The organism is Nocardiopsis sp. N85 (assembly GCF_028882275.1).
GTDB classification, from domain to species: domain Bacteria; phylum Actinomycetota; class Actinomycetes; order Streptosporangiales; family Streptosporangiaceae; genus Nocardiopsis; species Nocardiopsis lambiniae.
Genome location: NZ_JARBUT010000009.1, coordinates 139,561 through 152,322, shown reverse-complemented (window position 1 = coordinate 152,322; position 12,762 = coordinate 139,561). Strand labels below are relative to the sequence as shown.

The window sequence follows — 12,762 nt, the reverse complement described above, 5'->3', positions numbered from 1 at the left end:
GGGAAGTCGGGGAATGATGTTGCCACCGCCGGTGGCATCATTCGTGTGAAGGTCGAACCCATGGAATCCGGAGACACCGCACGGATCGCACGGCTCCGTCGAGCGCTGGCGTCCTCGCACGCCGCTCCCGGTGACGTCCCCCGGCTCCTGCGCCTCGACGCGTTGCTCGACGCCTTCGAGGAAGTGCTTCCGGAAGGCCGTACCGCCGAAGACAGGGGCGGCCGTGCGCGCAAGATCAGCGTCTCGATGCCCGAGGAGTTGACCACCGCCGTTCAGCGCCGCGTGGGACGGGGCGAGTTCAGCCGCTATGTCACGGAGGCCGTCGCCCGGCGCCTGGAAGCGGACCTGCTGGCCGAACTCGTCGCGCTGCTGGAAGAGGAGCACGGCCCCGTGGACGAGGCCGCGTTGGCGGAGGCGGAGGCGTTGTGGCCGGACGCCGACTGAAGGGCGGAGGAACGCTGGTCCTCGACAGCGAAGGGCTGTCGAAACTCGCCGCCGGTCACGAACGCGCCAGGGCCCATCTCCAGGTCGCCCTGGAACGCGGTGCCCGCGTCGTGGTCAGCGCGCTCACGCTCACCGAGGTCCTGCGGGGCGGTCCCCGCGACACCGAGGTCCACCGTGTTCTGTCCCGCGTCACCGTGGTCCCGGTGTCGCCGGAGATCGCCCGCGCCTCCGGCGAACTCCTCGGACGGACCGGTCTGTCCGGTCACCGGTGTGCGATCGACGCGGTCGTCGCCGAGACCGCCCTCGGGCGGGAACGTCCCGTCCTCCTGTTGACCAGTGACGCCGACGACATGCGCCGGCCGGTCGAGATGCGCCGGCTGGTCGAGGAGCCCGACCGCCCCAAGGGCGAACGGGTGGTGGTGGTCCACGTGTGAACGCCTCGCACGGACCGGGGGCGCTCGCCCGGGGCCTGCTCCGGGGCGGCTCCCCGGGCCCGGAGCGACCCCGTCGCCGAGCGTCGCGAACGCCCCCGCGCGCGCCGGGCCGCCGACCCGTCCCGCCGCGCCGTCGGAGAGTTCGCGGAGCGGCCCGGCGTCCCCGGGGGAGAGCACCGGTATGGCCGGGAGGAGGCGGAGGCACCGGATCGGAGGCCTCTGACCCGGTGGTGGTTGGGCGGTGCCGGCGGCGGGTAGCCCTTCAACAGCGACACGTCGGCGGAAGGTGGTCCCATGCTGATAGCCGCGATCCTCCGGACCAAGGGATCGGAAGTGGTGCGCGTCGCCCCGGACGACACCGTGGCACTCATGCTCACCCGACTGGCCCGGCACAACATCGGCGCCGTCGTCGTGGCCGACGGCGACCGTCTGCACGGCATCGTCTCCGAACGCGACGTGGTGCGCGGGCTGGAGCGCGAGGGCGCCGACCTGTTGGCCGCACCGGTCTCCTCCATCATGACCGTCGACGTCGTCACCTGCGCGCCGCGCGACACCGTCGAGGACATCGGCGAGACCATGACCCGCGGCCGGTTCCGGCACGTCCCCGTCGTGGAGGACGGTCGGTTGACGGGCATCGTCAGCATCGGTGACATCGTCAAGAGCCGGGTGCGGGGGCTGGAGTACGACCGGGCCCAGCTGGAGGCCTACATCCAGGGCGGCTAAGGTTCTTCGCGTGCTCTTTCGCGTCCTCGGGGGCGCGAGGGCGCCCACGGGGTCGCCGCGAGGCCCGGAGCGAACCTCCGCGCGACGAGGACGTGAGCGCGGTGCCGACGGTCCCCGTCCTCCGGGCGCACCGAGCACGCACCGGAGCGCGGGTCCGCTGAACAGTGCCTAGTCGCGTTCGGCGGCGACCGCCAGCGCGGCGGTGGCCGCGGTCACGCCCAGCACCGCGGGCCAGGAGCCGACCTTCTTCGCCAGCGGGTGGGCCAGCCCGAACGCCCCCACGTACACGCCGGTCAGGGCGATCGCGGTGCCCAGGCCGGGACCGCGCCGCCAGGTCTCGAACGCGGCCGCGCCGAATCCGGCCAGCACGGCGCCGCCCAGCGGCCGGTTCCCGGTGGTGCGGGCCACGGCGTAACCGCCGATGAGACCGGCGGTGGTCAGGACGGCGCTCGGCACGGGGGCCATGGGGACTCCTCTTGTCGGTTCGGTACGTACGGAAACGACGTTATCGCCAGGTTCGACGGCCCTGCCGACCGGCACGCGTGCGGTCCGGGAGGATCACCGTCCGGCCACGCTCCGGGCTCGCCCCCTGGGTTCCGGGTCTGACATATGCCAAGGTCGGAACCGTCCACTATGTCGCCGACCCGCGTAGGATCACCGCCCACCTGGAACCGGTCGCCCGTACGCGGCGTCGAAGCGGATAGTTCCCGCATCTCCCGACTAGGAGTACCCGCACATGTCGTTCGCTCAGACGGTGCGCGGTGCGGCCGCCGCGGTCGCCCAGGGAGGCGATCCGCGGCAGGCCGTGACCGACGTCCTGCAACAGACCTCCCAACAGGTCACCGAAGGGGGTGGACTCGACCCGAGCGACTTCGTCGCCGCCCGTGACCAGGGCGGTTCCGTGGGCACCCGGATCGAGCAGAAGACCGCCTCCCTCAACAACGCCGGCGAGGCCATCAACCGAAGCAGCTACGAGCGCGGCCCCGGCGGTCCCGTGCACGTGGTCTGTCCCATGGTCATCCCGCGCGGTCGCACGTTCATCACGATGCTCCCGGCGGTCGCCCTCATCGCACTGGGCCTCTTCGGCGCGGTCGCGGTCCTCATCCCGCAGTCGCTGGCCGGCGGCAACCCGCTCATCAACCCGTTCTTCGGGGTCCACTACTGGATCATCACCTTCGCCATCACCGCGTTCATGTGGTGGCGGCAGGGCATGGTCATGGTTCCGGAGGGCTGCGTCGCCATCGTCACCCACTTCGGTCGGATGGAGCGCATCTACCCGCCCGGTCTGGTGACCCTGTTCAACCCCTGGAAGCGCGTCTCCTACATCGTCAACGTGGTGCGCGAGTACCCCTTCAACGCGCCCATCCGATCGGCCCCCACCAAGAGCGGTGTGCAGGCCTCGGTGGATCTGTTCGTCCAGTTCAAGATCAAGAACCCGGAGGGGTTCGTCTACACGCTGGGCGGTGTGCACGGCTTCCAGGAGAAGCTCAACAACGCGATCAGCGAGACCACCCGCAGCCTCATCTACGAGCAGGAGGCCTCGGCGATCTACGACCTGGTCGGCGAGAGCACCCAGACCCTGTTGAACCAGCTCAACCGTCAGTTCAGCGACATCGTCGTGCTGACCAGCGCCAACATCACCCACGCCGAGCCCTCCAACCAGGAGTACCGGATGGACCTGGCGGCCCCGGAGATGGTGCGGGTCGCCAAGGACGCCTACACGTTCGAGTACGAGCTGCAACTGCGCAAGGAGCAGAACGAGGGTGACCTGAACAAGGAACTCGCCACCCTCAACGAGACGCTGTCGGCGATCCAGGCCGACATCGCCCAGTACCAGGCGCAGATGGACACCGCCCTGGAGCGCGAGACCAACCGGGCTCGCTCCCTGGCCCGTCAGCGGTTCGTCGAGGCCGAGTCCGAAGCCAACGCCAACGCCGCCCTGTTGCAGGCCCAGGCCTTGGACATCCGCGCGGTCAGCGCGGCCGAGGCCCCGGAGATCCTCAACTACCGGTTCCGGGAGAGCCTCCTGGACAAGCTCGCCGACGTCGCCGACAGCCTGCCGCAGGTGCTGCGGATCGGTTCGGGCGACGCGGCCAGCGTCGACTACCTGCGCATCGCCCAGGAGATCATCGGCCAGGCCGACACCGCCCTGTTCTCCCAGGAGGACATGCACGCCCTCCGCTCCCGGCTGGGCGAGATCAACGCCCGCATCGCCGAGCGCCAGGAAGAGATCGACGCCCTGCTGCGCGAGGACGGCGCCGCACCGGCGCGGACCCGTACCGAGGACGCCGACCCCGGTCGCGACCCGGTGGAGGAGATCCGCCAGTCGGTCTCCGACGAGGCCATCGGCGAGCGGTTGGCCGAGGCCCGGGAGACGATGGAGCCGCCGGCGGAGGAGTCGCGGTTCGACGCTCCGCCGCCCACCGGTGAACCCTACGGGGGGCCGCCGTCTCCGCCGTGGTCCCAGGGACCCGGCCCGCACGAGGGAGGTCGCTAGATGAACCAGCTCGCCAATGTCAGGAGCGGCTCCAGCATCAAGGAGTCCCTCGCCTCCTGGGGCGACCTCGCCGGCCTGCTGCGCGGCGGTGACCAGGGCGCCGTGGTGCCCGTCGTCATCCCCCGGGACAACCGCGGCCTGCGGTGGATGATCCTGGTGTGGTTCGGTCTGTTCGCGCTGACGTCGGCGTTGATGATGACCGTCAACGCCGCTGTCGGCGGCCCCGCCACCGGTCTGGTGAACACGGTGCTGGCGGTGCCCACCCTGTTCGTCGGCATCGTCGCGATCATCGTCGCGGTGCTGTGGTGGTGGCGCGGTTCCATCATCGAGATCGAGCACGGCACCCAGGGCATCCTCACCAAGTACGGCAAGGTGCAGGGCGTCATCGCCCCGGGCCGCCACTACCTGTGGCACCCGTGGAAGCGCGTGGACTACGTGGTGGACACCAGCACGGAGATCCCGTACACGGCCCCGGTCGTGGCCTGTCCCACCCGGGAGAACGTGCCGCTGAAGTCGATCGAGTTCTTCCTGAAGTTCCGCATCGACGACCCGCAGCGGTTCGTGCTGACCATCGGCGCGAGCAACTTCGACCTGGTGCTGTCCAGCGCGGTCCAGGACGCGATCCGTCAGCGCAGCCGTCAGGTGCGCACGGAGTCCGCCTACGACCTGCGCGGTTCCAACGTCGAGGACATGCGCCGCCTGCTCAACCAGCAGCTGGAGAAGTACGGCGTGGTCATCACCGGCTGCAACATCCCCGACGTGCAGCTGCCCAACCAGTACCAGCAGCACCTGGCCACCCGGGAGCGGGTGTCCAAGGAGCTGGTGGCCTACGAGCAGGAGTGGGAGCTGACCCGCAAGCGGCGCATCGACACCCTGCTCATGGACATCGAGCGGTCCAAGAAGGTCTGCGACGCGAAGATCATCGAGGTCAACGCATCGCTGAACAAGGCCCGCAAGGACGTCGCCCAGATGCTCCAGGAGCAGGAGACCGAGGCGCAGCGGGTGCGCTACGAGATCGAGACGCGCGGCCGGGCCGACCTGGTCGCCGCCGAGAACGAGGCCAAGGCCCAGCGGCGTCTGGCCACCGCCTATCGGGACAACCGGGCGGTGCTGGAGTACGAACTGGCCCGTCGCCGACTGGACGTGGGCGCGACGCTGGCCGAGCGGGCCCCGCGCCCGGTGGTGGTGCAGATGGAGGCGGGCTCGGGGGACACCTCGGCGTTGTCGACGCTGCTCACCGCCCAGCTGTTGCCGCAGGTGCTGGGCAACGGCCCGGCGGGCGGCCGGACGGCCGTGGGCCCGTCGGCGTCCCAGGTGGCCGAGGGCCTGGAGTCGGTGCGCGGATCGGTCGCGTCGGCGGCCTCCCGTCAGCAGCAGTTGGCCGAGGAGTACCAGGAACAGCAGGAAGCGGCGATGCGCCGGCAGTTCGAGAACGGTGAGGGCTACGGCGGGGGTTCGAACCGCCGCCGCTGATCACCGGTGAGGGCCCCGCGACCACGACGGCCGCGGGGCCCTTCGCCGTCCGGTGTCAGCCCCGGACGTAGAGGTCCGCGTAGCCCGCGCCGAGGTCGATGCCGTTGCGGGCGGCGAGTTCCACCAGGTCCTCGACCTCTCCCGCCTGGCAGGTGGCCAGGTCGTCGTCACCGCGGGCGTGGGCGCGCCGCAGGGCGGTGATCGAGTCATGGATCCGCAGGTGGAGGGTGAGCGTGAACTCGCGCATGAATCCTCTTCTCGGAAAGGCTGCGAGGAGGGGATCAGGGGGATCCCCTCCGGGGGGTGACCCCAGGTCTACACGGCCAAGGTGAGAGCCGTGTTGGAGAAGCGCATGAGCGGGCAAAGGGACGGCGGGGTCCGGAGAACGACGAGGGCCGGGCCGGAGGCGACGCGCCTTCCGAACCCGGCCCGTGATCGGATCGTGGCCCCTGGGGCGTGTTCGGCGGATGCCTTCGTTCGGTTCGGCTCTCGCGCCGAGTGACACGAGCGGCCTGGAGGCCGCGAGGCGGAACACGCCTTAGTGCTCGACCCACACGTACCAGTCGTCGGTGACGTGCTCGTAGATGCGCGCGCCCTGACCGGGGACGAACACGCCCTCGGGGATCTCGTCGGCGCTGTGCGCCAACCCGGCGCGACCCCACAGGCCGGCACCCTGCACCTCGTAGTGGACGACCTCGTCGGCCATGGTGATGCTGCGCAGCGCGTACATCCCGGCCCGCTCCCCGTTGAGGGGGATCGTGGTGGACTCGTCGGCCCGTTCCCGCAGGTCCAGCAGGTCCTCGGCGGAGGCCTGCACCCGGGCGCTCAGCGGAACGTCGGCCGCCGAGATCCCGATGGCCAGGGCGGCGATGAGCGGAGCGGAGATCCACCGCAGCCAGTAGTGGCGGATCATCGGCCGGGCGACGGCCAGGGCGATGCCCAGCCGCAGCGCGCCCATCCCCGCCAGCAGCAGGCCACCGGCGAGGCCCACGATGAAGGAGGGAAGGTGGCCGGAGGGGACGCTGTCCTCGAAGAGGATGATCAGGGCCACCGCCGCGCAGGCGGGGATGTAGAGCCGTCCCGGGGGTCGTGAGGCCCAGCTGATCAGGCGCCGGCCCAGCGTGGGCTTCTCGGCGATCTCGATCAGTTTGGCCACGGACCCGTCAGAGGTCGGGCCGGAACCTACGACGGACATGGTGTTCCCCCCACCGAATCCATGCTGGCGACGGACGCGGGCCCGAAGGCCGTGAAGGAGGAGCCGGAAGGGGCCGCGTCACAGTTGATACGGCCGTCGTACCGCGGCCTGACCCACAGGATAGAGCAGTGGAGGAGCGTGTTCGGGGCGACGAGTGGAAATGGCGGGAGGTTTCCCCGACGTGACGTTCGGGTGACGGCGGCGCCTCCCGAGGTGCTCGGGCCGCTCGGGGGCCTCGGGCGCCAGGACGAGGTGGTCCCAGGACCAGCGTCCGCCGTTGACGGCCATGAGCAGGCACACCGCTGTGACCAGCACCGTCACCGGCAAGGAGTCGAACGGGGACAGGTTCGGCGACCCCGGGGCGAGGGCCCCGAGGAGCGCGCAGAGGGCGAGGAGGGGGCCCGCGGTCCATGTGAGCAGGCCCACGGCGAAGGACAGGGAGGCGGCCACGATGAGCGCGGGCAGGAGGGGGACGAGGAAACCGGGCAGGGGCGTTCCGGCTTCGGTCAGGTGCGTCGCCAACGGGCTCTCCCGGCCGCGCAGTGCCAGGCCGTGATCGGCGAACACCCAGCCGACGCCGACCCGGGTCAGCGCGGCCCCGATGTCGTACAGGCCGCGACGGCGCAGGCGGACGCGCGGGCGGGGACGTGGCCTCCGGCGCCGGGAGTGCGGGGTGGAGCGCTGCATGTCCATTCCTCCGGGTCACACCTGTGCGCGGTCCTGACAAGCGGAAACTACCGAAAGTCATGACCCATGACTCGTTGTGATGTTCGGCGAGTCGCACAAAGACCCTCTTCGACTCCGGCCCGCGGGCCGGAGCGGATCTCAGGCGGCCCCCGGGGGCCGCTCGCGGTGTCGGCGCACCCGCATGCGGGTGGAGCACCGGGGGGAGCAGTAGTGCCGGTTCGCGCGGTGCGAGGAGTCCAGGAACGGGGTCTCGCAGTCGTCGGCGCCGCAGGCGCGCACGCGCGAGGTCAGGCCGGCCGCCCAGGCGAGCATGACGCCCGGCACCAGGACCTCGGCGGCGCGGGCCACCGGGCGCGGGTCGGGGCTCACATGACGGATCGGGCCGCCGACGGAGTCGACCGTCGGCCTGAGGCCGAACTCCTCGGCCAGCGCGGACAGCTCCGCGGGGGCCGCGTCCGGGTCCGGCGACAAGACGAGCGGGGTCAGTCGGTCGCGCAGGGCGCGCACGTCGGCGACGTCGGTCGCCGTGGTGTCCTCGGCTCCGGGCAGGATCTCCGAGAGTTGCTCCAGGGAGTGCAGTTCCTCCGGCCAGGCGCCCGCCAGGGGGCGGGTGGCGACGAGGGCGAGGGTGATCCGGAGCAGGTCTTCGGGGGAATGTTCCGAGGTCATTCCCCCATGATCTCATGTAACGCATAAATGTCATAGTCATGCGTTACATTGATCCGTATGACCTCACCCCTCAGGGAGACCCTCACCTCCCGCCGTTTCTGGTCCTACTCCCTGGTCGCCGCCCTGTGCCGGGCCCCGGCCCTCATGGTCGCCGTCGCCACGACCACCACTTCCCTCATGCTCACCGGACGCATCGACACCGGCGCCCTCATGACCACCTGCCACGTGGTCGGCACCCTCGCGGCCACCCCCATCGCCGCCCGGATCGTCGGTGGCCGGCCGGCCCGCCGTGTCCTGGGCGTCCAGATGGCCGCCCACGGCCTGCTCTGGCTCGTGCTCTGGGCCGCCATCGGCACCGGACAGCCCGTGTGGACCTGGTATCTCGGGGCGGCCCTGGCCGGCACGGTCATCGCCGGATCCGGGGGAGTGATCCGCTCCCTGCTGCCGTACACCGTGCCCGAGAACGCCGGCCGCTCCGCCTCCACGGTCGACGTGACCTTCATGGACCTGCTCATCTTCCTCGCGCCGCTCGTCGTCGCCGCGACCGCGCCCCTGCACCCACTCGGCCCCATCGCCGCCATGGCACTGGTCAGCCTGATCGCCGTCGCGGTGCTCCCCTTCACCGGACTGCCCTCCCCGGAGACCGATATCGACCGCCGGGGGTCCCGGCTCCGGTGGAACACGGCCGCCGTCGCGTGGATCGTCTTCGGCGCCGCGATCGGCGTGTACTTCGCCACCGTCGAGGTGGGCGCCACCGCTCTGATCACCTCCTACGGCCTCGACGTCGGTCTGGCCTGGATCGTCTTCCTCCTGCTTTCCATCGCCAGCGTCGTCGGCGGGTACCTCGACGCCGCTCGGACCCCCGGGCGGCACGAGGCCCTGTGGGCCTTCGGCGCGGTGGCCCTGCTCGTGGCGGGCTGTCTGCTGCTGGCCTCCGGGCCGCCCCTGCCCCTCGCCGCGGCGGCCCTGCTCCTGAGCGGGCTCCCGGTGGCCGCGCTCCTGGGCCTGCGCTCGCACATGATCGACGTCGCCGTTCCCCCCGCGCAGCGCGCCGGGTACTTCTCCTGGGCCTTCGCCACCCAGAACGTCGGCTTCGCCATCGGGAGCACGGCACTGGCCGTGATCGGGCAGCCCGCGCTCCTCACGGCCGCCTCCCTCACCACCATGGTCGCCCTCGTCGTCGCCGTGGGGCTGTCCCGTTCCCTTCGCGAACCGGCACCGGAGGCCGCCGTACGGTCTTAGGCTGGGGGACGTGCCGACGACATCCAGGACCGTGACCAAGGCCCCCGCACCGCCCGCCCCCACCTACGAGGTGGAGGACGAACTCCGCGCCGCCGGCGCGCGCGTCGTCGCCGGAATGGACGAGGTCGGTCGCGGGGCCTGGGCCGGCCCCCTCCTCGTCTGCGCCGCCGTCCCCGGCGAGGGCGAGCCCCCCTCCGGCCTGACCGACTCCAAACGCCTCACCCCCGCGCGACGCCGCGACCTGGCCGCCCGCCTGGAACCCTGGGTGGCCGATCACGCCTTCGGCTGGTCGGCGGCCGTCGAGATCGACGAGGTCGGCATGACCGAGGCACTGCGCCGTGCGGCCCGCCGCGCCCTGGAGGGGCTCTCCGTCCGTCCCGACGCCGTCGTCCTCGATGGCTCCCACGACTTCATCGGCCGTCCCTGGCGCGTCCGCACCCAGGTCAAGGGGGACCTGACCTGTATCGGCGTCGCCGCCGCCGCGATCCTGGCCAAGGTGCGCCGCGACGCGCACATGGCCGAACTCGCCGAGGAACACCCCGGCTACGCCTTCGAGCGGGCCGCCGGGTACCCCTCGCCCGTCCACCGCGCCCACCTGGAAGAACACGGTCCCACCCCCGAGCACCGGATGAGCTGGTCCTACCTCGACGGCCTGCCCCGGTGGAGCCATCTGCGCACGTCCCGCCCCGGTCCCGGGGGACAGATCCCCCTGTTGTGACCCGGCCCCCGGCGACGACACGCCGCCCCGTACTGGACAACCGGGGGCGGTTGGGGCAAGGCTGAAGGCGTGGCCGTCGACCCCTCGACGCCCCTCCGACCCGTAACCCCCGGGCGGAGAGCCCGTCTCCCCACGGACCCCCACGCAGGAAGGGGCACCGATGACGCGCGACACGCGCCCCGGTACCGCGGTCTCCGGACCCTCCGGCCTGGACCGACTGCGCGGCCGCTACCAGGCCGTTCCCCTGGGCAGACGCCTGGTCGGCGGCGTGGTCGTGCTCACCGTCGTGGCCGTCGTCGCCCTGGTCGCCTCGGTGCCCGTGCCCACCGCGGTCACCGTCGCCCTCGCCCTGCTCCTGCTCTTCGCCGCCCTGATGCGCTCCGCCGACGCCTTCGTCACCGTCATCGTGTGCCTGGTCTGGCTCGCGGTCGCCGTCCCCCTCTTCCAGATACCGCTCCCCGGCGAACCCGTCACCCTGCTGGTGCCGCCCCTGCCCCTGCTGGTGGTCCTGGCCGCCACCGCCGTACGCGAGTTCCCCGTCTGGCACACCGCGGCCCTGTCCCTCACCGCCGGTCTCATCGGCGGCTTCTCCCTGGCCCTGGTCGGCATGATCACCACCGCCCTGCCCTCGGGCTGGGGCATCGGGGCGCTCTACGTCGCGGCGGGAGCCTGCCTGCTGTGGCGGCTGTCCGCCTCCCGCCAGATCCGACGGGAGGCGAGCGCCGCCCGGGAGAGCGCACGCAGCGATCCCCCTCCCGTCAGCCGACGTCCCCGCACCGAACGCGCACAGGGCCGCGCCGACAACGCCCGCCCCGTGGGCTCCTCCCGCGAACGCGCCGTCCCCGACGACGACGCGGAGCCGGTCCCCGTCGACGAGGCCCTGGCCGAACTGGAGGCGATGATCGGCCTGGACCCGGTCAAGCAGCAGGTCCGGGGACTGGCCGCGTCCATCGAGGCGGCGCGGTTGCGCGCCGACGCCGGCTTCCCGGTCGAACGCCCCCTGCGCCACCTGGTCTTCTCCGGACCTCCCGGAACCGGCAAGACGAGCGTGGCCCGCACCCTGGCCACGATCTTCCACTCCTTCGGCCTGCTGCCCACCGCCCGCGTCGTGGAGGCCCAACGCGCCGATCTGGTGGGGGAGTACCTGGGCGCCACCGCCATCAAGACCAACGAGCTCATCGACAGCGCCCTGGGCGGGGTGCTGTTCATCGACGAGGCCTACTCCCTCGTCAACGAGGGCGACGGGCAGAGCGACCGGTTCGGGAACGAGGCCGTGCAGACCCTCCTCAAGCGCGCCGAGGACGACCGGGAGCGGCTCGTCATCGTCCTGGCCGGCTACGAGAAGGAGATGGACGCCTTCCTGTCCTCCAACCCCGGTCTGGCCTCACGCTTCGCCACCCGCATCACCTTCCCCAGCTACACCGCCGACGAACTGTTCCGGATCGCCGAGTCCCTGGTCCGCCAGCGCGGCGACGTCCTGGACCCCGAGGCGGTCCGGACCCTGCGGCGAAGACTGGACCAGACCGTGCAGCGGGAAGCGGTCGACGACCTGGGCAACGGCCGCTTCGCCCGATCCCTGGTGGAGAAGGCGGCGCAGGCCCGCGACGTGCGGGTGGTCACCACCGGGGTGGCGGGCGACCGCCCCGCGCCCCGCCCCGAGGCCGAGGACCTCATCACCCTGCGGGCCGCCGACGTCGTCACCGCCTATGACGAGTTGACCGCGCGCCTGCCCGGATTCGGCGAGGCGCCCGGCATCGAGGAGGCCCTGGCCGAACTCGACTCCATGATCGGCCTGGAACCGGTCAAGTCCCAGGTCCGCTCCCTGGTCGCCCAGTTGCGGGTGGCCCGGCTGCGCGAGGAGCAGGGCCTGCTCAACCACGCGCCCATGCGGCACTTCGTCTTCTCCGGTCCGCCCGGCACCGGCAAGACCACCGTCGCCCGGGTGCTGGGCCGGGTCTTCGCCGCGCTGGGCATGCTGGCCCGCGCCGACGTCGTGGAGGCCCAGCGCGCGGACCTGGTCGGCGAACACCTGGGCGCCACGGCCATCAAGACGAACCGGCTCGTCGACCGGGCCCTGGGCGGGGTGCTGTTCGTCGACGAGGCCTACGCGCTCGTCAACCCCGGCTACAGCGGCGGCGACGCCTTCGGCAACGAGGCCGTGCAGACCCTCCTCAAGCGCGCCGAGGACGACCGGTCCCGCCTGGTGGTGGTGCTCGCCGGCTACCCCGCCGAGATGGAACGGTTCCTGGCCTCCAACTCGGGGTTGGCCTCACGGTTCAACGTCCGGGTGCGGTTCCCCTCCTACACCGCCGACGAACTCACCGAGATCGCCGAGACGCTGGCCGCCCGCACCGGCGACGCCTTCGACGACATCGCCGTGGAGGACCTGCGCAGCATCTTCTCCCACGTGTGCGAGGAGGGCTGGATCGACGAACTCGGCAACGGCCGGTTCGCCCGCTCCCTGTTCGAGAAGGCGTGCTCCCAGCGCGACCTGCGGGTCTCCCAGGAGGTGGGCGACGAGGCGACCGCCGCCGAACTCACCGTGCTCACCAGCGCCGACGTCCGTTCCGCCTACGCGGAGGTCACCCAGCAGACGTGACGGCGAACGGTCCACGGGGCACCGGACGCGGATCTTCGCGTACTGCTAGTGTCCGACCTTGACTTCTCTCCCGGCCGAAGC

General features: G+C 71.7%; 13 protein-coding genes. 8 read left to right on the top strand and 5 right to left on the bottom strand.

Going from position 1 to position 12,762, the window contains the following annotated elements:
• The first annotated feature begins 60 nt into the window (after positions 1-60).
• The 3 genes from PWG71_RS14865 (at position 61) to PWG71_RS14855 (ending at position 1,601) form a co-directional block, all read left to right on the top strand.
• The gene (locus tag PWG71_RS14865; protein ID WP_274810302.1) at positions 61-444 is read left to right on the top strand and encodes a hypothetical protein; all 384 of its coding nucleotides are present in this window, start codon (positions 61-63) and stop codon (positions 442-444) included.
• Entirely contained in the window at positions 426-878 is a 453-nt protein-coding gene (locus tag PWG71_RS14860; RefSeq protein WP_274810301.1) for a type II toxin-antitoxin system VapC family toxin, read from the top strand. The genes PWG71_RS14865 and PWG71_RS14860 overlap by 19 nt, the downstream gene beginning before the upstream one ends.
• Before the next feature lie 294 nt (positions 879-1,172).
• Positions 1,173-1,601, top strand: coding sequence for a CBS domain-containing protein (locus tag PWG71_RS14855; protein ID WP_274810300.1), 429 nt, complete (start codon positions 1,173-1,175; stop codon positions 1,599-1,601).
• Between the two features lie 168 nt (positions 1,602-1,769).
• Here PWG71_RS14855 and PWG71_RS14850 read toward each other — a convergent pair whose 3' ends face one another.
• On the bottom strand, positions 1,770-2,066 hold the full coding sequence (locus PWG71_RS14850; protein WP_274810299.1) for a hypothetical protein: 297 nt from the start codon (positions 2,064-2,066) through the stop codon (positions 1,770-1,772).
• A 271-nt stretch (positions 2,067-2,337) separates the two neighbouring features.
• On the opposite strand from PWG71_RS14850, the gene PWG71_RS14845 reads away from it, so the two are divergent.
• The gene (locus tag PWG71_RS14845) at positions 2,338-4,098 is read left to right on the top strand and encodes an SPFH domain-containing protein (RefSeq protein WP_274810298.1); all 1,761 of its coding nucleotides are present in this window, start codon (positions 2,338-2,340) and stop codon (positions 4,096-4,098) included.
• A complete protein-coding gene (locus PWG71_RS14840) occupies positions 4,099-5,571 on the top strand; it encodes an SPFH domain-containing protein (RefSeq protein ID WP_274810297.1) in 1,473 nt (490 codons plus the stop codon).
• A gap of 55 nt (positions 5,572-5,626) precedes the next feature.
• Here the strand turns inward: PWG71_RS14840 and PWG71_RS14835 are convergent, their stop codons facing one another.
• From PWG71_RS14835 to PWG71_RS14820, 4 genes are all read right to left on the bottom strand, one after another.
• Positions 5,627-5,818, bottom strand: a complete 192-nt coding sequence (locus tag PWG71_RS14835; RefSeq protein ID WP_274810296.1) for a hypothetical protein — start codon at positions 5,816-5,818, stop codon at positions 5,627-5,629.
• Between the two features lie 291 nt (positions 5,819-6,109).
• Complete coding sequence (locus PWG71_RS14830) at positions 6,110-6,766, bottom strand: hypothetical protein (RefSeq protein ID WP_274810295.1); 657 nt, start codon at positions 6,764-6,766, stop codon at positions 6,110-6,112.
• A gap of 78 nt (positions 6,767-6,844) precedes the next feature.
• On the bottom strand, positions 6,845-7,453 hold the full coding sequence (locus PWG71_RS14825) for a DoxX family protein (RefSeq protein ID WP_274810294.1): 609 nt from the start codon (positions 7,451-7,453) through the stop codon (positions 6,845-6,847).
• Positions 7,454-7,591: 138 nt separating this feature from the next.
• Positions 7,592-8,122, bottom strand: a complete 531-nt coding sequence (locus tag PWG71_RS14820) for a CGNR zinc finger domain-containing protein (protein WP_274810293.1) — start codon at positions 8,120-8,122, stop codon at positions 7,592-7,594.
• A gap of 57 nt (positions 8,123-8,179) precedes the next feature.
• On the opposite strand from PWG71_RS14820, the gene PWG71_RS14815 reads away from it, so the two are divergent.
• The 3 genes from PWG71_RS14815 (at position 8,180) to PWG71_RS14805 (ending at position 12,681) form a co-directional block, all read left to right on the top strand.
• A complete protein-coding gene (locus tag PWG71_RS14815; protein ID WP_274810292.1) occupies positions 8,180-9,364 on the top strand; it encodes a hypothetical protein in 1,185 nt (394 codons plus the stop codon).
• Between the two features lie 10 nt (positions 9,365-9,374).
• Positions 9,375-10,082 (top strand): ribonuclease HII, encoded by a 708-nt coding sequence (locus PWG71_RS14810; RefSeq protein WP_274810291.1) that lies wholly within the window; start codon positions 9,375-9,377, stop codon positions 10,080-10,082.
• A gap of 160 nt (positions 10,083-10,242) precedes the next feature.
• On the top strand, positions 10,243-12,681 hold the full coding sequence (locus PWG71_RS14805) for an AAA family ATPase (protein ID WP_274810290.1): 2,439 nt from the start codon (positions 10,243-10,245) through the stop codon (positions 12,679-12,681).
• Positions 12,682-12,762: the final 81 nt, after the last annotated feature.